Annotated in this window: 14 protein-coding genes; 6 read left to right on the plus strand and 8 right to left on the minus strand. The window is 37.4% G+C overall.

Annotated elements, in window-relative coordinates; translation table 11 throughout:
- Window positions 1-114: 114 nt before the first annotated feature.
- The 4 genes from MKZ02_RS15690 to MKZ02_RS15705 all read right to left on the minus strand — a co-directional run bounded on the left by MKZ02_RS15690 (window position 115) and on the right by MKZ02_RS15705 (window position 9287).
- Window positions 115-3066 carry a sensor domain-containing protein gene (locus MKZ02_RS15690; protein ID WP_340856419.1) on the minus strand — a complete coding sequence of 984 codons (2952 nt, stop codon included), beginning with the start codon at window positions 3064-3066 and terminating at the stop codon, window positions 115-117.
- Between the two features lie 454 nt (window positions 3067-3520).
- Window positions 3521-5245 (minus strand): PAS domain S-box protein, encoded by a 1725-nt coding sequence (locus MKZ02_RS15695; protein WP_340854395.1) that lies wholly within the window; start codon window positions 5243-5245, stop codon window positions 3521-3523.
- A gap of 778 nt (window positions 5246-6023) precedes the next feature.
- Window positions 6024-8186, minus strand: a complete 2163-nt coding sequence (locus tag MKZ02_RS15700) for a type IA DNA topoisomerase (RefSeq protein WP_340854397.1) — start codon at window positions 8184-8186, stop codon at window positions 6024-6026.
- 660 nt (window positions 8187-8846) lie between these two features.
- A complete protein-coding gene (locus tag MKZ02_RS15705; protein WP_340854399.1) occupies window positions 8847-9287 on the minus strand; it encodes an Lrp/AsnC family transcriptional regulator in 441 nt (146 codons plus the stop codon).
- A 119-nt stretch (window positions 9288-9406) separates the two neighbouring features.
- Between MKZ02_RS15705 and MKZ02_RS15710 the strand changes: the two genes are divergently transcribed.
- The 3 genes from MKZ02_RS15710 to MKZ02_RS15720 all read left to right on the plus strand — a co-directional run bounded on the left by MKZ02_RS15710 (window position 9407) and on the right by MKZ02_RS15720 (window position 13849).
- Complete coding sequence (locus MKZ02_RS15710; RefSeq protein ID WP_340854401.1) at window positions 9407-9958, plus strand: cysteine hydrolase family protein; 552 nt, start codon at window positions 9407-9409, stop codon at window positions 9956-9958.
- 900 nt (window positions 9959-10858) lie between these two features.
- On the plus strand, window positions 10859-12193 hold the full coding sequence (locus tag MKZ02_RS15715) for an APC family permease (RefSeq protein ID WP_340854403.1): 1335 nt from the start codon (window positions 10859-10861) through the stop codon (window positions 12191-12193).
- Window positions 12194-12226: 33 nt separating this feature from the next.
- The gene (locus tag MKZ02_RS15720; RefSeq protein ID WP_340854405.1) at window positions 12227-13849 is read left to right on the plus strand and encodes an amidohydrolase; all 1623 of its coding nucleotides are present in this window, start codon (window positions 12227-12229) and stop codon (window positions 13847-13849) included.
- Window positions 13850-14028: 179 nt separating this feature from the next.
- Here the strand turns inward: MKZ02_RS15720 and MKZ02_RS15725 are convergent, their stop codons facing one another.
- Complete coding sequence (locus tag MKZ02_RS15725) at window positions 14029-15303, minus strand: Y-family DNA polymerase (protein WP_340854407.1); 1275 nt, start codon at window positions 15301-15303, stop codon at window positions 14029-14031.
- On the minus strand, window positions 15293-15634 hold the full coding sequence (locus MKZ02_RS15730) for a YolD-like family protein (RefSeq protein ID WP_340854409.1): 342 nt from the start codon (window positions 15632-15634) through the stop codon (window positions 15293-15295). Before MKZ02_RS15730 ends, MKZ02_RS15725 begins: the two co-directional genes overlap by 11 nt.
- Window positions 15635-15932: 298 nt before the next feature.
- On the opposite strand from MKZ02_RS15730, the gene MKZ02_RS15735 reads away from it, so the two are divergent.
- The 3 genes from MKZ02_RS15735 to MKZ02_RS15745 all read left to right on the plus strand — a co-directional run bounded on the left by MKZ02_RS15735 (window position 15933) and on the right by MKZ02_RS15745 (window position 17781).
- The gene (locus tag MKZ02_RS15735; protein WP_340854411.1) at window positions 15933-16385 is read left to right on the plus strand and encodes a hypothetical protein; all 453 of its coding nucleotides are present in this window, start codon (window positions 15933-15935) and stop codon (window positions 16383-16385) included.
- Between the two features lie 193 nt (window positions 16386-16578).
- A complete protein-coding gene (locus MKZ02_RS15740; RefSeq protein ID WP_340854413.1) occupies window positions 16579-16893 on the plus strand; it encodes a hypothetical protein in 315 nt (104 codons plus the stop codon).
- A gap of 606 nt (window positions 16894-17499) precedes the next feature.
- Window positions 17500-17781: a hypothetical protein gene (locus MKZ02_RS15745; protein WP_340854415.1), complete on the plus strand. Its 282-nt coding sequence runs from the start codon at window positions 17500-17502 to the stop codon at window positions 17779-17781.
- On the opposite strand, the gene MKZ02_RS15750 is transcribed toward MKZ02_RS15745, so the two are convergent.
- Complete coding sequence (locus tag MKZ02_RS15750; protein WP_340854416.1) at window positions 17767-23325, minus strand: S-layer homology domain-containing protein; 5559 nt, start codon at window positions 23323-23325, stop codon at window positions 17767-17769. The genes MKZ02_RS15745 and MKZ02_RS15750 overlap by 15 nt on opposite strands.
- A 1040-nt stretch (window positions 23326-24365) precedes the next feature.
- Window positions 24366-24899 carry a hypothetical protein gene (locus MKZ02_RS15755; RefSeq protein ID WP_340854418.1) on the minus strand — a complete coding sequence of 178 codons (534 nt, stop codon included), beginning with the start codon at window positions 24897-24899 and terminating at the stop codon, window positions 24366-24368.
- Window positions 24900-24972: the final 73 nt, after the last annotated feature.

Raw genomic sequence — 24972 nt, forward strand, 5'->3', positions numbered from 1 at the left:
AAACTAGGCACCTTTTTAAGGCAGTTAAGCTTGAAGTCCATTGCGTTAAATGAACTATATCCCGGGAAATAGGAGCAGTGCTTAAATCAGTAAACAACGGGGGTTCTCCTCCCGCTATGACACTTTATCTCCTTCAAAAAATTCTTGCACCGAACCGGAAAATGTCCTTATGCCAGTAAATGTCTTATCATTCTTCATTTCCTCGTTAATGCACATAATCAGACTTCTTAGCCTTTCCTGCTCCTCTCCTTGCATTTGAAACTTCATTTCATATCGGTAGACCTCTGTCTCTTCTTGCTTTTGTGCAATGATTCCGAACAATTCAAATGTGGTGGCTCCAAGTGCAAATGTAATTTTCAAAATAATGTCCTGGCGCTCAGGCAAATTAATCTGTGATAAAAACGAAAGCCCGTCTCCTCCAATATTAGTAATAAGAATCCCTGAATAACCCATTTTCACTTCCCTGTCTCTAATTTTTGTAATAGACATGGCTGCAATCATTGGATTAGAAAAATTCACACGCTTTCTATGACTTGCTAGACGATTTTCTGCTTTAGCCTGTTTGTTCATGCCAATGTAAGGATCAGCCAGCATCTGTTCGAACACTTCGTTCTTGACCGGTGGGCTGAATAAGAACCCCTGAATAAAGTGGCAGTTTCGCTTACGAAGAAAGTCAAACTGCCATTCTGTTTCTACCCCTTCAGCGACTACTTTTATCCCCAGCTCGTCCGAAAGTGCTACTACACTGGAAACAATACTTTCAATCCGTCTGTTTTTTCCGATCTCTTTAACAAATGAACGGTCCATCTTCAGCACATCAATTTCAAAAGTAGATAAATAAGAAAGAGACGATTGACATGTACCAAAGTCATCTAACGAGAAAGTAAACCCATATGCTTGAAGATTGGCTATGGCCGCCTTAACTACTTCTTCATGCTGAATCATTGTTCGCTCAGTAATTTCAAACTCAATATAGCTCGGGTGGATACCTGCGTCTTTTACAGCCTTGATGGCACTATCAACAAAATCCACTTTCATCAGCCGTTTGTAAGAAACATTTACTGATATAGGGACTATCTTTAACCCTTTTTTCTCCCATTCTTTTATTTGAGAACAAACTTGTTTGATCACCCAATCGCCAATTGTCAATATATAGCCACTTTCTTCTGCCAAAGGGATAAACTCTCCAGGAGAGACAATTCCCCATTCAGGGTGCTTCCAGCGAATTAATGCTTCGGCCCCCGACAACCTGCCTGTTTGAGAATCAACTTTAGGCTGATATTCCAAATAAAATTCATTGTTTTTTAAGGCGTTGCGCAATCCTTTTTCAAGTGAATATTGCTTAAATGTTTCAATATTCATAGTAGGTGTGTATACGTAATAATCATTTCTTCCGGCTTCCTTTGCCCGATACATGGCCACATCTGCATTTTTTAGCAATGTTAATATATTTTCTCCATCGAATGGGGCATAAGTAATACCAATGCTTGTTGTTACATACAATTCATAGTCATCGATCAAAAATGGCTCGTCGAATATGTCTAAGATTTTATGAGCCAACGCAAGGCTAGCGTCCACTCCAGTAATATTTTCGATAAAAATTCCAAATTCATCTCCGCCTAGTCTTGCAAGATAGCCCTGCTTTTCGCAGATGGCTGACAGACGCTGAGATACTTCGATGAGCAGCCTGTCTCCAATCGCATGCCCAAGCGCATCGTTAATGTTTTTAAACCGGTCCAGGTCAAGGAAGAAAAGAGAAAGCATTTGTTTGTTCTTTGTCGCCCGCTCTAGTGCTGCCGATAGCTCATTTTCAAATTTTCTTCTGTTCGGCAAATCCGTTAAAAAGTCTTGGTTAGCTATGTTTTTTAAATTTTCTTCGTACTCTTTTCGCTGGCTAATCTCTGAAATAATTCCCTCAAGGCGGATAAGCTGGCCTTTTTCATCAATCGTTGGAATAGAACGATCCTCAATCCACTTTATTTCGCCAGATGAATGAATAATTCGGTATTCAAGATTTGATTTTTGACCAGCCGCGAGTTTGACTTGAGCTTCTTCGACCATTTTTCTGTCTTCAGGGTGAATCGCCTTTTTCCAATAGTCTATATATTCTGAAAATTGTTCTGGAGACACACCATAAATATTCTGCACAGCATTTGAACAAAAAAGCAGTTTGTTATGTGTAACATCCTCTGACCAAACAGCCGCATCGATCGCTTGCAATATATTCTTCGTCTGCATTTGTTGCTCCCAGATCGTCTGTTCCTTTTTCTTCTTTTCTGTCACATCCCAAATTACACCCGTCAAGTAGTTTACTTTTCCTTTATCATCAACAAATACATCTGCTTTTACAAAACAAGTGCGAACCTCCCCTCCCATTTTGATTATCCGCACTTCCACTTCATAGCCGATGCCGTCTTGCAAAGCTCCACTAAGTAACTCATCAAACTTATCCTGATCATCTATATGAATAGCCTTACAAAATTTACTAACTGTTGGAATAAAAGACGGTCGATCTTCCACTCCTAAAATTGTGTATACTTGATCACTCCAAAATAATTTATCCTCCTGAGGGTTATAGTCCCAACTTCCAACCGCCGCGATTTTCTGTGCTCTAGTCAGATGATCTTTAAGGTTGGCTGCTTCATTGTTATCACGAAAGAAACCAACTACTCCCTGCATTGTATTTTCGACGATAAATGGAGTAAACATGACCTGAATATGAAAAGGCGTATTATTTTTTGTCATTCTTATAGCCGTATATTGAGTGGTTTCACCTTTTAATGCCTTTTTAAAGCTTCGAAGGACTCTTTTTGAATGTTGTTCGTCAACATACCGAAAAAAATCATCCCGTAAATCTGCAAGGTTATAATTTAAAAGCTCGGCAGTTTTTTCATTGCAGTCAACTACTCTGCCGTCACTGTCAAGCAACACAATACCGTCCGGATGCTGGTTAAATAACATTTGATAAATGTTACTCTCCATAGATGCCAGTGACTCAGAAGACGTCTCCTCTAATGAAAGCCTTGGATGGCCAGTGGTAGTTAATTTCGACAGCCATTTCTTCATTTTCAATTATATCGCCCCTTCCTGTAGTCTTTATTGCCATTATTTAGAGATGGTTTAGATTGCTGAATCAACTGATTAAACGGAGCTTCTTGTTTAAATAATTGATCATCTTCGACAGCTGATGTCGCTTCCTCGATGCATCTAGGGGCAGCCTCCTTGATAGGAAGACCGTATGAGGATGAATGAAAACAAAAATTACAAATAGCAGAGTGATAAAAGGCAAAATCCAAAACTACTTCTTCAAAAATTAAAATCTATAGAAAAAATTTCACTAAAATCTCCTGTTCATACTTAGTTTCTATTTTATAATTTTAACAAAAAAAGACAGTTAATTGCAAAATAAGACTTTTAATTATCTATATATTCTATATATTTTCCAAATTGTTTAAACATCATAAAAGAGCCCATTAGATAGATTATAAAAAGAGAGGGCTTTGTCCCTCTCTTTTTATAATCAATGATCTATCATATGTTCTTGAAAGATTTGAAATTTATTTCTTCCCTTTGCTTTTGCCTGATATAGCGCTAAATCAGCCTGCTTAAGTAGCATTTCATAAGTTAATCTATATGGAGGAAAAAAAGCGATTCCTATACTCGATGTGGTCTTAAAAAGATATTCATCGAATTCCCAGTCCTTTTGTAGAGACTCTATAATCCGCTCAGCCTTGTCAATCGTTTCTTCTTTTCCCCATAAATCTGGCGATAGAACAATAAATTCATCGCCCCCGAGCCTAGCAAGCATATCCTTCCCATCCAAGCAATTTTCCACACGTTCAGCAAACCCTTTGAGCAGCCGATCTCCAATGTCGTGTCCCATTGTATCATTGATCAGTTTAAAGTGATCCAAATCAAGCATCATGACAGAAAACATAGACTGTGTCTCTTTCGCCCGTTTTACTTCTTTTTTTAATCTATTATAGAATTGTGCTCGATTTGGCTTTCCTGTCAAAAAGTCATATAGGGCCAGCTGTTTTAGTTTTTCCTCATACTTCTTTCTCTCCGTGATTTCTCTGGCTACAAATATAATGTGTTCGACTTCTTTTTTATCGTTGATAATCGGTGTACCGATTGTATGAAGCCAAATAAGATCACCTTTTGCATTCATTCTTCTAAACTCTATTGATTGAGGTTCCTGACTGCAAACAATTTTTCTTATAGTATGATCAAATAGTTGGGTGTCTTCTGGATACATAAGCTCTAAAATAGATTTGTTTAAAGTATCAACTGGCTCTATCCCAAGAATGGTTAAATGAGAAGGCGAGGTGTAAATTACTGTTCCTTTCGCATCAGTGACTTTAACTAAATCAGATGAATATTCTGTAATGATACGATATCTCTCTTTGCTGTCTTCTAATTTTTTGAATATCTTCATCTGTTCCGTAACATCCTTATAAACAGCCACTCCTCCATCCCAATTTCCATCATGATCATAAATAGGTGAATAGGAAGCTAACACATGAATGATCTGCCCATTCTTTGCTATACGCCGCACTTCATGGGAGAGGACAATTTGTCCATTCTTTAATGCTTCAATGATCTGCTCTAATTCCACTCTATCATGCTTCGGAACAATGCTGATTGTTGGGTCATTCAATAGTTCCTCACTCTTCCAGCCAAATAAATGCTCAAATGCCGGATTTACACTAACAAAGCTCGTAGATGCATTAAATGTATAAATAACATCAGCCGTATGATTCCAAATCAATTCCATGTGTTCACTTACACGCTTTAATTCTTGTTCTTTCTCTTTTTGCTCTGTTATATCGCGAACAATCGCCAATAGATGTGTACACTTTCCCTGATCATCAAATAGAGGGGTAACCGTTGATTCAAAATATCCTTTTCTATCTTTGTTAATTGATTGACTTTTCCGATTATTGTTAAAAGGCCAATTAAGCTCTTCTTCATAAGTAATTGGAACTTTTTTCTTAATAGCTTCCTTATACTTCTCAGTAACTAATGCCAAGGTCTCGGGCGGCAAAAATTCATCTAATGCGTGTCCGTAAGCTGTCTCATCTATACCAATTAACCGGTTCGCTGCAGCATTTGCAAATAAGTATCGAAAATCCTTACCTTGATTAACTTGAACTAAAAACACTAAATCTGACATGCTATTAAAAATATGAATAAATAAATCAAAGTGGTTTACTAGCTCGTATGTGAACTCATTTTTGAGCATTTTTCTTCCTCTCTTTTTGGCCCGATTTGTACAACCCATATACTACTAAATATAATGATTGCTAGAAAGAACATATAAATGTATAAATAAGATATTTGGCATCCCAGGCGGAATATAGTATTCATCATTTCCAACGTTTCTTTCTAATGAAAAAGAGTGCTTTTGCACTCTTCAAAAACTGGATAGGTCTAATCCGTAAAACAGACAATAAGTAGCTGTTCTTCTCTGGTATTTATCGTACCTTTTTATAAAAGATAATAGAGGAAAGCCTTCTCAAAAACAACTGATTTTTTTCTAAATAAACACTGATGGAATTGGAGGAACCGCTCTTTATTGTTTCTATCCAGTGTCTGGATCATATTATATATTTAATAACATAGACTGCAGTAAAATACACCTTAATGCCATCAAAGACGGCCTGAATGAACCATTCTTCTGAACACTACATGTGCACTTTGATAAACAAGTGGAAACCAGACTGTTCACCCATAATGAATACGCTTTGCTTGAATTCATCTTTGAATGCGGATATTAAAAACTACATTTTTATACACCAGGCACATACGATTAACACGGCCATTTTATCCTCTTTCTTCCATGAATTTAACCATTGTGAGCTGGCTAAGGAACTGGGAATATAACGATTAAGATGTTCTCCCTTTTCTAGCCATAGATACAATAAGCACCAAAACATTGAGTTGTCCTTTCTCACTTATTCAATAAAAAACAGCCCAATGAAGTGAATTGAGCTGTTCTAAACGTTAAGGAAAATTGGGTGTTATTTATTGAACTCCATTTTCCAACTAAAGTATTCATTGTCTTGATTTTTTTCGTAACGCAAATTTGCATCAAATTTGTTGCCTTTTTTGCTTGTTAATCCTTTTACTGTCACCACTCCGTTTTTCAAAAGTGTTTTTACCATCGTTTTAGTCGGCTTCTTCTTCATGGAAGCTAAAAACTTATCGTTTTTCCAAATAACAAATTTACAGCCGCTTTTCCAATTGCTGCAGCCAAAGCCCTTCTGTCCTTCAATGATCGCGTGCCCACATAGCGGACACTTTCCAAGCACTTCAGCTTGTTTTTTCTCTTTAGATACCTCATTGATGACGACTTCCTGATCACTTTTTATTTTTTCAACGGCTTTCGAAGTGAATTCAGAAATTACATGCAGGAAAGATTCTTTGGTGAATTTTTGTTTTTCAATATCTGATAATGTTTTTTCTAGCCGTCCGGTAAATTCCAAATCAAATAATTCCTTCACCGGGAACGTTTCTACCAGCTTTCTGCCAAGTTCAGTACATACCAGGTTTTTGTTTTCTGCCGTAATGTAACCAATATCTTTTAGTTTCTTGATCGTTTCTGCTCTTGTTGCTGGAGTGCCAATGCTATAGCCGCTTAGAATGGAAGCAAGCATTTCCTCTCCCTCTTCACTCTCTCCGCCCTTGCTGCCTTTTCCGCAGGTTTCCATGACCCGAAGCAATGTTTTTTCGATATGAGGCTTCGGAGGCTTTGTCACATGGGACGATACATCTTGCTTTGTTATATCCACATGCTCATTGATTGTAACAGCCGGTAACAGCGTATCCTTTGATTCAATTTTTTCGAGTTTTTTCCACCCAACGACTGTCTGGACTTTTCCTTTAGAAATAAACACACCTTTTATTTCGTTAACATTTGCTTTAGTTGTGATTTTCGTTTCTTCGTATTCCGCTATCGTCATAAACTGAACAATAAAGCGATTTTTAATGGCCGTATAAACCATCTCTTCGTCTTTCGTTAACGACTTAGGAACCAAATAAGTGGGAATAATCGCGCTATGACTCTCCACCTTTGCGTTATTAAATATCCGTTTCGTTTTTTGAAATTTAATTTCCTCTTCAAAAGGCAGCCCCCTTTTTAAAACATCCAGCACTTTAGCTGCCTTGCCTACAAGGCTTTCTTCTAAAGCCACACTCGCTGTTCGAGGGTACGTGATCAATTTTTTCTCGTAAAGGGACTGGGCTATTTTCAATACTTTGTCGGACGTCCAGCCTTTATATTTACTTGTAATGTACCCTTGTAAATTTGAGAGATTAAATAAATAAGGCGGAAACTCCTTTTTCCGTTCGACCTTTTTATCAATCACTGTGCCGCTTTGATTGGCTAGGATCTGCTCGATTAATTCGAGAGGTTCTTTACTTTTGAACTTTTCCTGCCCCTCTTCGAAATAAGTCCCCTCATACTCTTCGCCGTCTTTCGTTTGAAAAGTAGCCGTTAATTTATAATAATCTTCCGGTACAAAATTCTCGATTTCCTTATCGCGGTCGTAAATAATTTTTAAGGTTGGCAGCAAGACCCTTCCGATATTTAACGCCTGTCCTCTTCCCTTTTGGTACTTTAATGTAGCAACTGACGTTAAATTGATGCCAATCAGCCAGTCTGCCCACTGGCGGCTTAAGCCAGCATCTTGAAGGGGCTTCATTTCAATATTTGGCTTAATATTTTGGAGACCCTTTAACACTTCCTCAGGGGTCCACTCGTTCAATAACAATCTGTATACTTTTTTCTGGGACTTGAGATTATAGATAATGGTATCACCAATAATTTGGCCCTCCCGGTCATAGTCACAAGCAGACACTATAGTCTCCACGTCATTTCGTTTAATCAAAGAATAGATAATCTTTAGCTGTTTCTTTGCTCCAAGGTCTTCTTTCTCCCTGTTGCGCGGATCGCTTTTTACCTTGTACCGGAAATGCGACGGGATAAATGGAAAGTTTTCCATACTCCACTTTTTCAATTTCTCATCATAATCTTTCGCATCGTACAGCTGTAATAAATGCCCAAAAGCCCAGGTGATGATATAGCCATTGCCTTCAAAATAACCTTCTTTTTTCGTTCTTATTTTTAAAGCATCAGCAATATTTTTAGCTACGGATGGCTTTTCTGCAATGATAACCTTCATTCTGTTAAACTCCCTAATCAGTGTAATGTAAAATATTATATCTCTTTCTCTTTGTAGTTTAAAGGAATGGTTCTTTAGAATTTCGAATGAGTAATAAAACTACGGTTAGAGAGAACGAAACGAGTTTAAAAGTCATTGAGAGTTGTTCATGCACAATAACTTTTCATGATAAATCTTTTCCTCTTGTCTACTGTTCATTATCTTTTATAGTAACTATTTCTCACATCATAGAATTACAATCCACTCCTACAAAGGAAAAAGCCTTACTGACGAAAACTGTGGTTCTAGGAGAGGCAAAATTATGGTGGAAAGCCCTTAGAATTTGAGAATTTTTTATTTCAAAACTTATATCAAAGACTATATATCTTAAAGGGCTATTTTTGATGGTAGGAAGAAGACTAATTTCCTTCTATTTACCCTTTGTTATAGCGGGATTAAAACCTTAACTGCACTGTTCCTTTAGTAGAAGAAGAACCCGCAAAAGTTTTAAACTGAACTTCTAAAGTAAATGTTAAATAGCGAGGAATAAAACTTGGTTACTTATTTTGATAAATAAGGTTTTAAAGTCATGTACTTAAAAAGGTATAATACCTCGAATATTGAGGTATTATACCTTTTTTGTTGTTTTTGATCTTATAGAAAAATAATAACCACTTGTTATCATGTGGCAGTCAACGGGTTCTGTTGTTTAATCTCTTGGATGGATAAATGGATACTGTAATTCCCATATTCCAATAGTTCATTAAGAAAAAGATTTAATTGGTCTTGGGATGTAACTTTTATTTTTAAATGGTAACATCCTTCTCCCGATACTCGATGAGCTTCAATTACCTCATTTCGACCATAGATAAAACGTATAAACGAATCATGATCTGCTGTTTTCATATAAATAATGACAAACGCTGTATAAGTAAGTCCTAATTTCATTTCATCGACTAGTAGAGAGTAAGCTTTAATCACACCACTTTCCTCAAGTTTTTTTATACGATTCCCTACTGCTTGTCCCGTCATATGAATTTGATTACCTAAGTCTTTCCATTGAATACGTGAATTTTCAGATAGTAACCGAAGGATCTTAAAATCAATGTTATCAAGTTCCATAATAAATTCCTTTCACCATGAAATGTTTTGATCTAAAAGTGTTTCGCCAAAGTATCGATAAAAATTAAGATGTTATTTATCATTATATTGTAATTAAAATTTTAAATGAGGTGAAAAAAATGAGCTCAGCTTTAATCATTGTCGATATTCAAAATGACTATTTTCCGAATGGAAGGATGGAATTAAGCAATCCTGAAAAAGCAGCCGCTAATGCGGCTAAAATTCTTAATTGGTTTAGACAAAATAACAAAGATAATATTTTTCATGTCCAGCATGTCGCAAGTAGTCCAGAGTTAGGCTTCTTTCTTCCAAATACGGAGGGAGTGGAAATAAATGAAGCTGTTCTACCGTTAGAACACGAAAGCATTATTATAAAACATTTCGCTAACAGCTTTTTAAAAACTGAATTAGAAAGCAAATTAAAAGAAAAAGGAGTAACCAAGCTAGTAATTGTAGGTATGATGACGCATATGTGTATTGATGCCACAGTTAGAGCTGCAGTGGATCTAGGCTTTGAAGCTACACTGATTGAAGATGCCTGTGCGACAAGGGACTTATCTTATCAAGATAAGGTCGTTCCAGCAGAACAGGTTCACTATGCGTTTGTCAGCGCACTTAAAAGTATGTATGCCAATGTAATTTCAACCGAGGATTTCCTGCAACAAAACTAATACAGTCTTGAAGAATATATCATTCTATATAAATGGGAGTTTGTTTAAAAACAAGCTCCCTTCTTTTTTTGTTCTTATTTTTAAAGCATCAGCAATGCTTTTAGCTACAGATGGCTTTTCTACAATGATAACCTTTATTCCATTAAACTCCTTATCTTAATCACTATAATCTTAAACATTCTATCTATTTCCTATCATGGTTTAAAGAAATGATTCTTTAGGATTTTAAATGAGTAATGAAACTGCAATTAGAGAGAATGGAACGAATTTGAAATCATGATAAGTTGCTCGTGTACAATGAAGTTTTATGATAAGCCCTTTCTACATCTCTGCTATGCATTCGTTATTCTTTAGTTGTAACCATATCGCTAGCATCGCTGTAAACAGCAGCAGAACCGCTATCTAAATCCACATACACATTCCCCCCCAAAAATCATGTTTTTGAGAGAAGGCAAATTGATAATTAAATCCCTGTCACTTTTCATTTGTTTTGTCATAGCCACCTGATTTAAAAACTTTATTAATTTTTAGCAATAAACGCTTTTTCTCCTGTATCTCCATCTGTTTCTAAATCGGTTAAAGCTCTATCTATAAACTACTCTATTAAATCTATTATTTTTTAATTTTCCAAACGTACTTTTTCCTGCTCCTATCCCGACTTAGAAGGACTATAAAGCGGCCGTTTATCTTCTGTGTGAAAAAGGGACAAGTGACAACGCCTGCAAGTTTTTCTTAATTAACATCCACACGAGGTTTAAATTATGAATAATAGCATAAAATATGCGTTTTGGAATAGTTTCGGAATGGTTTTTTCGGTTTCTAAAGGATAAAATCATCGCTTGCGCTAATTGGTATAAAATTTGCAATATTCTTAATATTAGTTGAAAAGGAGGTTGTTAGATGTCAGAAACTAAAGAGATGAAGAGGACATTGACTCTGTTGCCTGTTGTCCTTTTTGGATTTTCCTTTATGGCATTTGGGACGGTTTTTAGCACATATGGAGTGGCAGCGCAGATTTCACATGGAATGGTGGCGGGTGCTTATATTCTAGCCACGATTGTTATGCTATTTACAGCCTATAGTTATGGGCAAATGGCTAAAGCCTTTCCAGTGGCAGGATCCGCCTATACCTATACCCAAAAGTCGATTAATCCCCATGTCGGTTTTTTGGTAGGATGGTCGCTCTTAATGGATTATCTGCTTATTCCTATGGTGAACTATTTACTATTCGGTATATTTTATCAGGCGGCCTTTCCGTCCATTCCTAGTTACATATGGATTTTATTGATGTTAACGTTAGTAACCATCGTCAATATCAGAGGGATTAAATTAGCAACTGGCGCAAACATATTGATCACTATCTTTGGTGTAGGGTTCATTATCCTTTTCTGTGTTTTGGCCATTCGGTCGATTTTACAAGGGGAAGGAACAGGAGAACTGTTTACAAGCCTTCCTTTTTACAACCCAAAAGAATCATTCTCTTTCATTATTGCTGGAGCTGCTTTGCTTTGCTTTTCCTTTCTTGGCTTTGATTCGGTTACGACTTTTGCTGAGGAAACCATTCAACCTGAAAAGAATATTCCACGGGCTGTGTTCATCATTACGATAGTTGGCGGCTTAATTTTTACAACCGTTTCTTATATTGCACATAATGTTTGGCCAAATTATATGTCTTTTAAAAATGCCGATGCCGCCTCACATGAAATCATTCTGTTAATTAGCGGGAATTTTGTAGACGCGCTCTTTCTTGCACTTACTGCAGTTGGTATTTTTGGGTCAGCTATGGTATCCCAAGCGAGTGGGGCTCGTGTTCTATATGCTATGGGCAGAGATGGTCAATTGCCGAAAAAGTTTTTTGGAAGCCTGCATCCTAAGTTAAACACCCCGGTTAACAACATTCTTGTCATTAGCTTGATTTCCTTATTAGCCTTGGTGCTGAGTTTGACAATTGTCGCTTCATTCATTAACTTTGGAGCCTTTCTTGCCTTTACATTTGTTAATCTTTCGGTTATCGGTCACTACTTTATCCGAAAACAACAGAGAACCATAAAAGGGACAGTCCTCTATCTTATTGTGCCATTAATAGGGGCTGTTTTAGATATATGGCTGTTACTAAACCTAGATACTTACTCCAAAGTTTTAGGGAGTATATGGGCTCTGGCTGGTGTTATTTATTTAACTTATCTAACAAAGGGATTCAAAAAGAGGCCGCCAGAAATGGATTTATCCGCATAATTTACTGAATACTATATAATTGGAGGGTTTAAAATGACAAAAGCAGATATCATTCTTTCGAGTCAAGCAGTTTTTACAGGTTTAGGGGATCAGCCTTCTCCTGCATCAATTGCCGTAAAAGGAAACAAAATTGTGGCGGTTGGCGACTCAAACGAGATGCAACCCTTTATAGGGTCTGACACAAAAAAATTAGATTTTGGAGATCAACTTATTACAGCAGGGTTCCATGATGCTCATCTTCATCTGTTGAGTGGAAGTTTAACTAATGATTTCAGTGTTAACTTACAGTCTGCACGTTCTGAAGAAGAAGCCGTCATGATGGTAAAAGAGTTTGCTGAAAAAAACCCTGCAGATGAATGGATTATTGGAAATGGCTGGGATAGCAACAATTGGGAGAATCATCAGTTTCCCCACCGTTCTACGCTTGACAACGTAGTGAAGGAGCGTCCAGTCTTTTTATATCATGCGGAATTTCATTATGCATGGGTCAATAGTAAAGCTTTGGAAGTAGCCAATATTCATAGTCAAACGAAGAATCCCCCATACGGAATAATTGAAAAAGATACGATGGGAGAACCGACCGGGATCCTCATTGAAAAAGCGATCTCTTTAGTTTCAGAGAAGGCAATGGCATTTCCTAGGGAAAAACAAGAGGAATTGCTAGCGTCTTTCCTTCAGCACGCTGCTAAACTAGGTGTGACGTCAGTAAATGATCTGTATCCTAGCCTGAATGAAGGGTTTGATCTTTTTAAAAAGTTTGATGACGAGGGTAAATTAACGGCACGTATCCATCTCTATCCTGCTTTAAATGGAGAGATGGAAAGAGCAAAAACATTACGTGATAGCTATCAATCAGAAAAATTAAAATTTACCGGATTAAAACAATTTATTGATGGAGTAGTTACAGGTCATACGGCTTATATGCTTGATCCTTATGTAGATAGACCAGATACAAAAGGAGAAACCGTTTTTTCTGTGGAACAGTTGACAGAATGGGTGTTGGAAGCAGATAAGGAAGGGTTTCAAATTCGCTTTCACGCCATTGGCGACGGGGCTGTTCATATAGGATTGGATATGTTTGAAGAAGCACGAAAAGAAAATGGAGAGAGAGATTCTCGCCATGCGTTAGAGCATATTGAGATTATCCATCCAGGTGATATAAAGAGATTTAAAGACTTAGGGGTGATTGCATCCGTGCAGCCTTCTCATTTAGCCCTCATGCCTATAACTAGCCATACAACCCGAGTAGATGAGAAGAAATACCCTTATATTTATCCTGGCGAATCCTTAAAGAAAGCAGGGGCTGATGTAGCTTTCGGGACGGATTTTCCAGTTGCGTCCTTAGATCCTATGAAACAAATCTACCATGCGGTTACTCGAATGGATCACACAGGTGAACATACATGGAATGAACAAGAAAGTTTCACCGTGGCTGCTGCATTAAAAGCCTATACACAAGGATCTGCTTATAGTGTGTTTAGAGAGCATGAATTAGGCACATTAGAAGAAGGAAAATTCGCAGATATTATCATCATGAATAAAAATATTTTCCAAATCCCGCCAGATGAAATTCCAAACACTAGAGTAGTAGCAACGATGGTCGATGGGAAATTTGTTTACAGTCATTCTGAAAGTCATCATTTGTTAACGATTTAATATGTTTTACAAATCATTTTAAGAGGCTGTCCATAAGTCGGGATAACTGACTTATGGACAGCTCTTTTAATACAAAAAATCGCCCGTCCGCTATAATGTCGATGACCAAACAAAAGACAGACAAATGGAGGCAATTTCTTCGAGTAACTATTCAGCTGCTTTTATTGAATATCCTTCTTCTATTCCCCTCTATGTCCCCCAACATGATTGGATCTTTTCAGGAAGGTTCCTCCTGGCAACAGGCTATGCGCCCAAAAGATTGAACTTTTCCCAAAACGGAACCTTATTTCGTCCATGGCCTCATCAAGTGCATGTTTTTTTTCCAGTTCTTCATTTGTACTAAATAAATCCATTTGTTCATACAAGGCCGGTTCCAATTTGCCGCATCCCACATAAATTTGCCGGATCGGCTGTCCTCTCCAATATTTTTTAAACAGTTTTTCAAATTGAGTATTCAGGTCTTTCGTGCAGTTTGTCTGTCTAGGCAGCTGTGTTTGATGTGTAAATCCCCTTTCTTCAATGTCCCGAGAATAGCTAATAGCAAGAGCGATTTTCCCGGCTGCTACGTGGTGCAAACGAAGTCTCATCGCTACTTCATCCACCATTTCATGAATCACAATCATAATCTCTCGTTCGTTGTAATAATCACGCAGTAATATCTGACTTTTAGAAAATGATTTTTCTTTCGCTTGGGGCTTTTCAGATAAAATGCTATAATCTACTCCCCATGCGTGGTAGTGAAGTTGTAAGCCCATTAGGCCAAGCCGGTCTTTCAGCTTATGTTGATCAGCATGAGCCAGATCATAGACAGAATGAATCCCTAAACGATGTAACCTATGTATGTACCCTGTCGATATTCCCCACATATCTTTCAATTCGATCTTCCAGATCGTTTCACTGACATTCTCATACGACCAATAAGCAAGCCCATTCGCTGCATTCTTTGCTTCATTGTCGAGAGCTAGTTTTGCTAAAAGAGGATTATCGCCAATTCCAATCGTGACGACTAACTTTAATTCTTTAAAAACGACTTTCTGTATGGTGCGAGCCACTTCAAATTTGTTTCCAAACAGCTTTCTGGAAGCTGTCACATCAAGGAATGCTTCATCAATACTGTAAATATGCAAATCTTCATCTGCTACAAAACGTTTAAGGATGTCTATGATCATTTTATTTACTTTTAAATAAAGCTTCATAGACGGTTCCACCAGTATGAATCGTGGATCATGAGGGATTTCAAAGGCTCTGGAACCCGTTTGGATGCCAAATTCCTTTTTCACTCGTGGAGAAGCAGCTAATACCACTGAACCAGACCTATTTTTATTGGCGATCACAATAATATAGGCATCCAGAGGGTGTATTTTACGCCTGACAGCTTCTACACTGGCAAAGAAAGATTTAACGTCTATGCAAAGAATAGAACGTTTAGGGAGCAACGTATAATCAATATCCATCTCCTTCATCCTTCTTATTCGCAAAATCTACCGCCACTATATCCTTTGTGCATATCACTCCCTTTCCTAAAACTTTCAAGTGATTAGGTTTGTGATGAAAGGATTGAATGACACCCGTTACTTCCATATACGGATAACCAAACGTATTTAAATGAACCGTGACAGGCAATTGCTGATTATAGGCATGACGTAAAACTCGATCAAACACTTCTTTTTGCTGTTCATCTATCGCTATTTCTTTTACAACAGGTTTAGTTTCTTGGAGCTGTTCTGTATGTTCCGACAACATAAACCCCTGCCACTTTAGCATTTTTCTATCTTCATATAACATTTGGATACCTCCATATAGGAACATTAGTTCCTTTTTAAAATAATTATACGAACTTATGTTCTTTATATCAATGTGTTATGCACTAATTAAACCGATTAAACAACCAGACGGTATATAAGAAAAACAAAGTTAAGAATGTAACATAGTGGTAATTGTGTTGTTTCTGTAACGAAGCATCCAGAAGAATTATTAAATTTTACGAGGGGCTCTTATTAAATTAAATGAAAAAAATAAATAAGCTTAACTATCTTAACTCTAAATGGTAACATAATCATAAAATGGAAGGTGGTGGGATTAAATGAGAAAGCTTTGGTTCGTTCCGTTTCTAGCTGTTGCAGCAATCGCTGTTGTAGTTACTCCGTTTCTAACAAACTCTGAGATACAAGGCAGTCTTTCTCCAGAAAAATTTGTAAAAGAGTATATAGAGTTAGTTAAAGCAAAAGACCATGAAAGTTTGGTTGATTTAGTTATTGATGATCGTTTTAATGATGATCGCGAAGTGAAGCTAAAAACATATAAAACACTTGAAGAAGGTGTTTCACCATTAGAGGACTATGAAATTAAGAATGTCAAAAGTGTAACAGAAGATAAAGCAACCGTTATTACAGTAATAGAGTACGAGGATGGCAGCGTTGAGCAAGTACCTATGCATCTTGTAAAGAAAGATAAGGAGTGGAAATTGCATATAAGTAGGGGAAATGCACTTGATGATGAAGATTTTAAACTAATCAAACAACCGGATGGAATATAAAATAAACAAAGTTGTCAATGCAACATCATGGTTATTATGCTTTATTAGAGATGCCCCGATCTTTAGAAGTTAAAACCGACAGCTTTTTTGGTTCGGTGTCAGACTCAAAATTATAGGCTGTTTCTTCTTTAGTTAGCCAAGTAGATTATTCAATAAAAATAGAAAATTTATAATAACGAGAAGGTGTAAGACTATGTATGAAGAATCAAACGGAGAATTAAAATCACCAAAAGAAGCGTGGAGAAAACAAATGGAAAAATTCAGTGAACTACCTCACATGAAACAACACGAGTTAAATAATGGTTGGAAATTATACACTAATGCAGAGTTCTCACTTTGGAACGAGGCCCCTAATTATTTAATTGTTGATGAAGAATTAGACACGGCGTTTGTATTTTACTTTAAAGAAGATGTAATTAAAGTTAAAAAGTCTGGTTGGGACATAGAGTTTACTTTTAACATGAAAAAGCAACACATCAAAGTATTTCGCAAACCTTCCGAAGACTAATTCAACTGATACACGTATCAGCTGAATTAAGTGAATTTTAAATTCTGAGGTGTTTTACTATGTGTTCCCTGAAATGGACTCGTGAGAGACAAGCCACAGAGACACTAGTAAGTTTTGTGAAATAAAGGGAATTAAAAAGAAAACAGCTCTCTCATTGAGGGCTGTTTTCTTTTATGCGTCATTGATTACGTTTGCTGTTTTTTACTATCAAATAACCAACTCAAGATTCTTACAAAAGTTAATATAAATAAAGACTTCAAAAAGTTTTCGATCCAATTGAGCTCATTAAATTTGAAGTAATCATATAAAACAAAAAATATAAAAAGCAAGAGTATACCTGTTGAAAATATAGTTATTTTTCGAGGATTTCTCTTCATTAAACGCCTCCGAAATATTTTATGCTACTTAGGTCTTTAAATAATTAGATGAACTCATATTATTGCTATCTATTTAATTAAAATATAACATATTCAACTTTCCTACCTTTTTTGCATATATGGAAGGATATAAAAACACAAATGCGACATAATAGCGATTGCGTTGCATTGTATAGTCGTACTAAATGAGACATAATCCATCTTTTATAGCAACTGGAGGCAACCTTTTATGACGACGAAACAAGGACAAAATAGTGTGGAACCGATCCAGAGCCCAGAAAAGATCCTGATGATTAAGAAGTGGTTGTTGCATCAACCGTATCGGGATTATTTTTTATTTACGTTTGGCATCAATTCTGGCTTGCGGATCAGCGATATTCTGCCGTTACGGATTATGGATGTCCGAAACACAGGACATTTGCGGATTCGCAAGAAAAAAAGGAAAAAATCAAACAAAAAGCCAGCAATAGAAATCATTTTTGCTGGCTTTTCTTTATTAATTTTTATTTAATTTGTTCAGCATTCGATAAAGTACAACAGCTGTTTCCGCTCTTGTTGTATCCTTTTTCGGTTCAAACTTGCCATTTTTATAACCATTAATAAGACCAAGCTCTACAGCTTGTTTGACAGGCACCCTGGCATAATTATTTATGCGGTTGTCATCTTTAAATGATTGGTTTAACTTCAATGAATCTAGCAGTTGCGGCTGCTGATACTCAATTGCACGAATAATCATAGCAGCCATTTGTTCACGGGTAATATTGGCATCAGCATCAAATACTCCTCCCTCTTTTCCGAATACTATCCCTGCTCGATTGGCTGCTTCAATTTGAGCAGCTGCCCAAGTCTTGCTTTCTGGGACATCTTTAAAAATCCCCTCGTATTCTTTCAGCGGTACTTGCATCGCACGAACTAGTAAGACAGCAAATTCTGCTCTTGTTAACTTTTGTTCTGGAGCGAATAGCTCCTCCGTTTTTCCGCTTGTAATCAGTTTTGAAGCAAGGGAATGAATTTCCTTCTTTGCCCAGTGCTGATTGGTATCTTTAAAGACTTTATCACTGGAAAGTACGGTGAATCTAGAATCTTGTCTTATCGGGATGACCCAATGTTCCCCTTGCAAATAGCCCCCGGCATACTCCCACTTCTGTGTTTTCTCGTTATAAGAAGCACCTGTTGTTTTATCTTTTTCAACGGAGCCGTTCAACTTCATACTGAATAAAAGCGGTGTCGGTAAATCAGAAATAACGGTTTTTTCTCCAGCTAAAATGGATACCTCTACAACCTCAGATTTGAATTGGGGAGCAGCTGCAGCTTTGGCCACTTGCGCTTTTTTGGACACTTTAATATGAATCATTTCGTCGTCTTGCTCCTGTAAATAAGTGAGGTTTTCTGATGAAAGTATCATATCATGACCTCCATCAAGAACAACCTTCATTGGCTGCTGGCTAGCGGCTAATTTCTTCACTAACTCTTTTGATAGGACTAAACTCATCCGTTCGGCCTTCTCTTCTTTCATATCAAGCCGCCATTCATGTGAACCCGCTTGGATTTGCTCTTCGTTGATTTCGATAATTTTCTCTTGGCCATTAGGCATCTCTGGTTTGCTAGGTGGCTCTGTTGTTCCGCCACCGCCACCGCCTGTTTCCTTTGCTTTGGTTGTAAATGTCCATACGTCTGAACGCACTTCTCCTTCAAATTGATCTTTGACGGTGACATACCAGCCATGCTCTTTATTCGCCTGAAGGTTATTCCAAGAAACCTCTGGTGTTTGTTGATCTTTCACACCTGTTTGTTCACCGATTTTCTTATCTGTGAATACATTCGCTTTAAAGGAGTCGGTAGCTACTACTTTTTCCTTTGGTGTCAAATCCGTTTCAATGACAAACTCATCTTTTCCTGGATACTCCGTCGTATTATAGTAATTAAATTTATCAAGGTAAGGGGAGTACGTTTTCATGTAAATTTTGTTTTCAACGGGATTTACTTGCATAATACGCAGAAACCCTTGTCCACCTTCTGGTCCCCCTTGGTAATCAGCTAGCATTTGATATACTTTTCTATCGGGCTTGCCATCTTTATCATCATCAATTTCATCCACTAACGTTTCACTATCATGATAATGACCGGATAAAACAGCAATAATATTTTGATTCGGAAGAACCACTTCATTATACACTTTATCACCGATTGGACTGCGATTTCCTGACACAAGTAAGTATTCATGGAAGCTTAGAATTGCTTTCCTCTCAGGGTATTTAGCCAGTACTTTATTCATCCAGGCAATATCTTCGTCATTGATCCCCCATCCCATATACAGCATGATAAAATCATTGCCATTTGAGCTAATCAGGTCATAATGACCACGGTTATTTTTATAAGATTCCCCGTAGTAATCTTTGTCTTTAAAACGAGCTTCTCCAAAGTATTTTCCATATTCATTATAATCACCTGTTTTATGGCCAACATCATGATTACCGGCCAACACGCCATACGGGACATTCCCTTTATCTAAATATCCCATATATTCGTCAGCGTGTTTCCACTGATACTCCTGGTCAGCCTCATCTACAAGATCTCCCGTATGAAAGGCATATTTAATATTCATCTCTTCTTTTTGAGCAACGGTCCACTCAGTCATTTTCTTAAAAATATGCGGATAGCTTTCAGAGTAATATTGTGTGTCAGACATCCAAATAAAGGAATAATCAAATTGAGTTGTCGAGGCAATCTCATCTTGAACCATTACCTGTACTTTCTTATCCTTCACATAATCGGAACCCTTCACACTACCTTGTAACTTAAAGTTCTTATCATCTTCAGCCACTTTCCACTCTGTTAGTTCCCATTTGTTCGCTTTGTAATTCCATACATACATGGACACTTTACGGCCAATTAGTGATTTCCCTTCCCAGTTCAGCTCAATTTCATCATTTTCACTAACCTCTTCGTCTACTTTCACTTCAAAGCGCTGGTATGGAAATTGATCGGTTGACTTCGTTGTCACATACTGTTGATCAGCCGCTGCTAACTTGTCAACATCTGTTACAGGCTGTTCTCCAGCAGGGATCATTTCCTTTGGCGGTTCACGATCCACGTTGTTTTCGTATACAGACACATGATCTGCTTCATTCGCTTTATACTGATAACCTTTCATAAATGACACATCAAGAGCATCTTTTGTTGGGTCAGACACTTTCACTTTTAATTTTGTAGAAGTAGAAACATTCTTCGCACCATCTTTTGGATTTACTGCTTCTGGCTTATACGGCTGCTCTTCAGCAACATGAAATGTAACAGTTTTAGCCGCTTCATTTCCTACCTGATCGACAGCTGTTATTTTTAGCGTATGTGCACCCGGTTTTAGTTTGGCGGAAGATGTTTCAAGCGGAAGGCTGATTTCTTTGCCATCAAGTTCTGCTGTTACTTTATCAACCCCTGACAAATCATCCTTTGCCTCAACATTAATAGAGATCGGACCTTTATATTCCTTCCCCTCTTCTAGAGTGGCTGTCAAGACTGGCCCGCGATTATCAACAATGACGTTTGCCCGGGCTTTTTCCTCTCCGTTTGTTGCCTCAACAATGTGAGTGCCTTCCTGTGCTTTCGTTGTGTCCCATTTATAAGCTTTCGCAATAAATTTCTCATCTGGCACTTTAAAAGAGAAATCAATGACTGGTTTGGCTGACGCTCCGTCTCCTACTGAAATTTCTTTATCTGGATTGCTGTAAGCAGGATCGTAAATGATCGTTCCATCTTTTAATACGAGCCGGACGTTTTTTACGTAAAAATCATCTCGGTTTTCCTCGGATTCTTCATCAAAAGGAGATACCTTTGTTCCGGAGCGGATGGAAATAATAGCATCCTTTCCTTGCTCAAAATATTTGGGATCGACCGGAACAGTTTTTGTTACATATGTATCGATCGTATCATCAAAAATATGTAATGTTTCATCGCCAATAGTGACACCATTTTTAAAATAAAGGTTTACTTTCTTTACATCGAAAGCAAAATAGGCCGGTTCTGCTAAAGCTGGTGTGGTTTCCGCTGTTACATCCTTGCCATCAATGGAAAGCTTCGTATTCGCAAATTCTTTTGGATGGGAAGCTTTAATTAAAGCTGTTTTATTTAATAAAGAGTCATCTTCTACATTCAAACCGATCCCGGTTTGTTGCTGATCTTGTAAAATAGAAATCTTCTTCGCCTCTGTCTTTGTCTCATTCACTCCATCCGACACAACCAGATAATATTCAACCGATTGTTTGCCTATTAAACTAGGAGAGTAAATGGCATGGTGGTACAATTTATCATCATAGTTCTCTGTTAAATCAACAGATTGATAATGAGAATCTTTATTTGTTTTGTAAAATAAACGGGCTGTTTTCACAGCATGATTGTCTTTTAGATCAAAAGTTAGTTGGATATCATTCATTTCAGATACGGGTGTTTGATCCGTAATATCCGATACGACTGGTTTTTCATTATCAATTGGTAATTTTACCTTTTGAGCTGGCTTTTGACGGTCGGCTAGTGTTCCTGGTGTTGCCATATCCTTGCCGCTGCTGTATTTCTTCATTACCGTATCACCCGGTGTTGTCGGAAATGTATACAAGATGCCTTTGTCAGCTATCGTATCATCTTTCGTTCCTTCATCATTATAATAGCCTACTGAAACGTCTTTCCCTGTATTTGTCGCAATTGAAATGCCGCGAGCGCCGCTATTTGCCATTCCATCAGAAAATACCTTCACAATATTCTTGTCTTCTATTAAATCAACATTATAGTGACTGTTAAAGTCAGCTACTGTTTTATCTTGATTCGCTCCATTAATGATCCAAAATACCATTGTTCCACCTGATGGCAAAAGGATGTCTTCTTTCTCTGGTCCCCAAATCAAATCAGCGCCTGGGCCTTCTGCTGGATAACGATAACGAATCTTATAGTCTTTCAAGCTCACCGTTTCTGTCGTATTGTTATACACCTCGATAAACTCATACCCATCAAGACCGCCAACATTAGCGGAATCAGGCACAAGTTCCGTCATTAACAGTTGAGGAACTTTCTGCGAATCGTATGTATGCCCTTCTACGGTTACTTTATATTCTTCTGTTTTTGCTATATTCACTCCATCAAATGCATGGATTTGATAAAAGATTTCTTTTCCTACCATCTCTTCTTTAGGAATTACTGTCGTATATGTATTCGGCGTCTGTGCATCAGCTGACATATTTATTTCTGTCGAAGGGCTATCTTGATTCAATCGATACGTGACTTTGACATTTTTCACGGTTGTATCATCTGTCACTTGAGCATTCAGCTGGACATCTTCACCTGCTTGAATAGAAGCCACAGGAGTATGTTCGATCACAGGAGCTACTGTATCCTCAACAACATGCACAGGTTCTTCCGGCACTTGCTCTGGCAAGACTGCTCCTGGAGTTGCCGGCTCACTAAAATGGATGACATCCATCTTTTTTTGATCAGCCGATAATTGATATTGAATACCTTTATTTTCTCGCACTTGGTCTGATGAATAGCTTGCTTCTGATAATTCGTTCGTATATGTATCAGCAATTGCTAATGTCCGTGCAGCTGTATTCGACATTCCTGCTGATTCTACCGTCGCTAATTGATCTTCTGTCAATTGACTATTGAACTGCTTGTTAAAGTCAGCTAATGTCAAATCTGCATTGGCTTCATTTTTCACCCAAACTACGATCGTGCCTTGTGCAGGAATCGTTTTATTTTCTTTAAATGTCCATGTTGCATCTCCTTTACTTCCATCTGGATAGCGATAAATTAATTGATAGTTTTTCAATGACACAGGTTGATCACTATTGTTATATATCTCAATAAATTCGTAGGCATCGGTTGAACTGCCAGGTACATTAGTTGTATTCGGAACCAACTCAGTAATAAGTAATGAGGGGTTTTTTTGAACATCTAACTTGGGTGTTTGTACAGACTCCGTCGTCCCTTCGGCAGATATTTCTGAGACAAATGTTGAAACAGATAAACAAGTGGCAAGTGCTAACGTATAAACAGACCTTTTCCCCATAACTTCCTCCTTATTAAAAATGCTTCTTTTACATTTTAAATAAAGATTGTACTTTTACTGTAAGTACATTGTTAAAAAGGTGTTAATTTTCAAAAAACAGGTTTATAGACCAATTGTTCAAAAAGAAACTATTTGTATCTATTTCCTTTAATTTAGATTAGGGTATAAAGACGCGGAGTTAATATAGTTTCGTGGACACCGTTTAATTAAGCCCCTGGAATTATTTTGAGAGGATGTGGCCGAATTAGAAGATAAACCTGCAGGCGAAAAATATAATGATGACTTTAAGAGAATGTCGATTTGTATCGTTCCGGGAGCCCGGTTAAAGAATTAAGCAGCGATTTGGCGTGCCAGAAACAACGATTTATAAATGGGTGAAAGACTTTACACTCATCTATTAAAAAAAGTTACTGATGGGTATTCTTTTATTTTTGAAAATCTCTTTTTAATGAAAATGCATAGATATTTGTCTTTTAAATTTAAGTGCTCTTTTTTTAAAAAATTCTACAGCTTCATCTTTAGCAGAAAAATTAACAGCTTTCCAACTACCTAAATGCCATAGAAAACTATCTAAATAAATAGCATCTCTTTCTTCTTTAGTTACATGAACGGCGAAGGCACTTTCTCAGGACTTATGTAAATATCCCCCCATTTGGGGATTTCTAAAATTTTTGACTCTCTTCTAAAGCTCATGTTTATTCTCCCTAACTGACTTTTTCCTTATATTTATGGTTTAAGCATTCAATATCCATTTCGCTTATCAGATCTCCTTTTTGATCAAGGAATTTCATGCTTTTTATGAGGCGGCATTTTATTTCTAAATCATCGATAGTTCCCAAACGCACGATCCCTTTCCAAGCGTTGGAACTAAGACCCAGACCTGCGCCAACCACTTTTAATTCTGTACTGCGCTCAAGTACCTTGAGATGGCAACCATCAAATCCCCTTTCAGTGTTAAGTGTTTTTGGACACTGAAAGGGGTATTCAAGATAAGCTCTGGAAGTAGGTTATCGCTTAAAATATCCTTTATCTTTATGAAATTATTTGTTTTTAATCCGATGCTGGAACGACAAAGTTGCTATAAATACAGTTACTCCCCACAAGAACAATCCTCCATACGTTACTACATACACCCAAGTGGCTAACCCTTCGGTGTATCCTTTAGGAAGCACTCCCAAAAATTGAAGAGCTGTCAAGAAGCTAACTAGAACTGTCAACACCCCAACTGACCACCCTGATAAGATTAACAACCATTTTGGCAGTTTCTCCCCCCAGGAAGTCACAAGAGCTAAAGCAAATAAAGATGCCAGTATCGCTAAGACAGCGGTGAAGTCTATTCCGATGGTATATAACGTAAATAGAAAAGCAGGTCCTTCCTTTAAGGTATCGCCAAATCCTGCTACATCTCGTAGAGCTTGTTTTGTTTCAATTCCTACCGTTGATCCCCATGCCCAAAGCGATTTTAAAATCGCATACGGCAACAGTGCAAGAGCTGCAGTATAGCCCCATCCTTTAGTCAAATAAGTTTTGTCAGCTATTTCTGACTTTAATTGTTTCTCATGTTTTAAGTTCAAAAGACATTCTCTCTTCTCATTCTCATTTTTTGAGTACTCATCTCCATTTGAACACAATCCTTTCTATTTGTTA

This window comes from Pseudobacillus sp. FSL P4-0506, from assembly GCF_038003025.1.
GTDB lineage: Bacteria > Bacillota > Bacilli > Bacillales > Domibacillaceae > Pseudobacillus.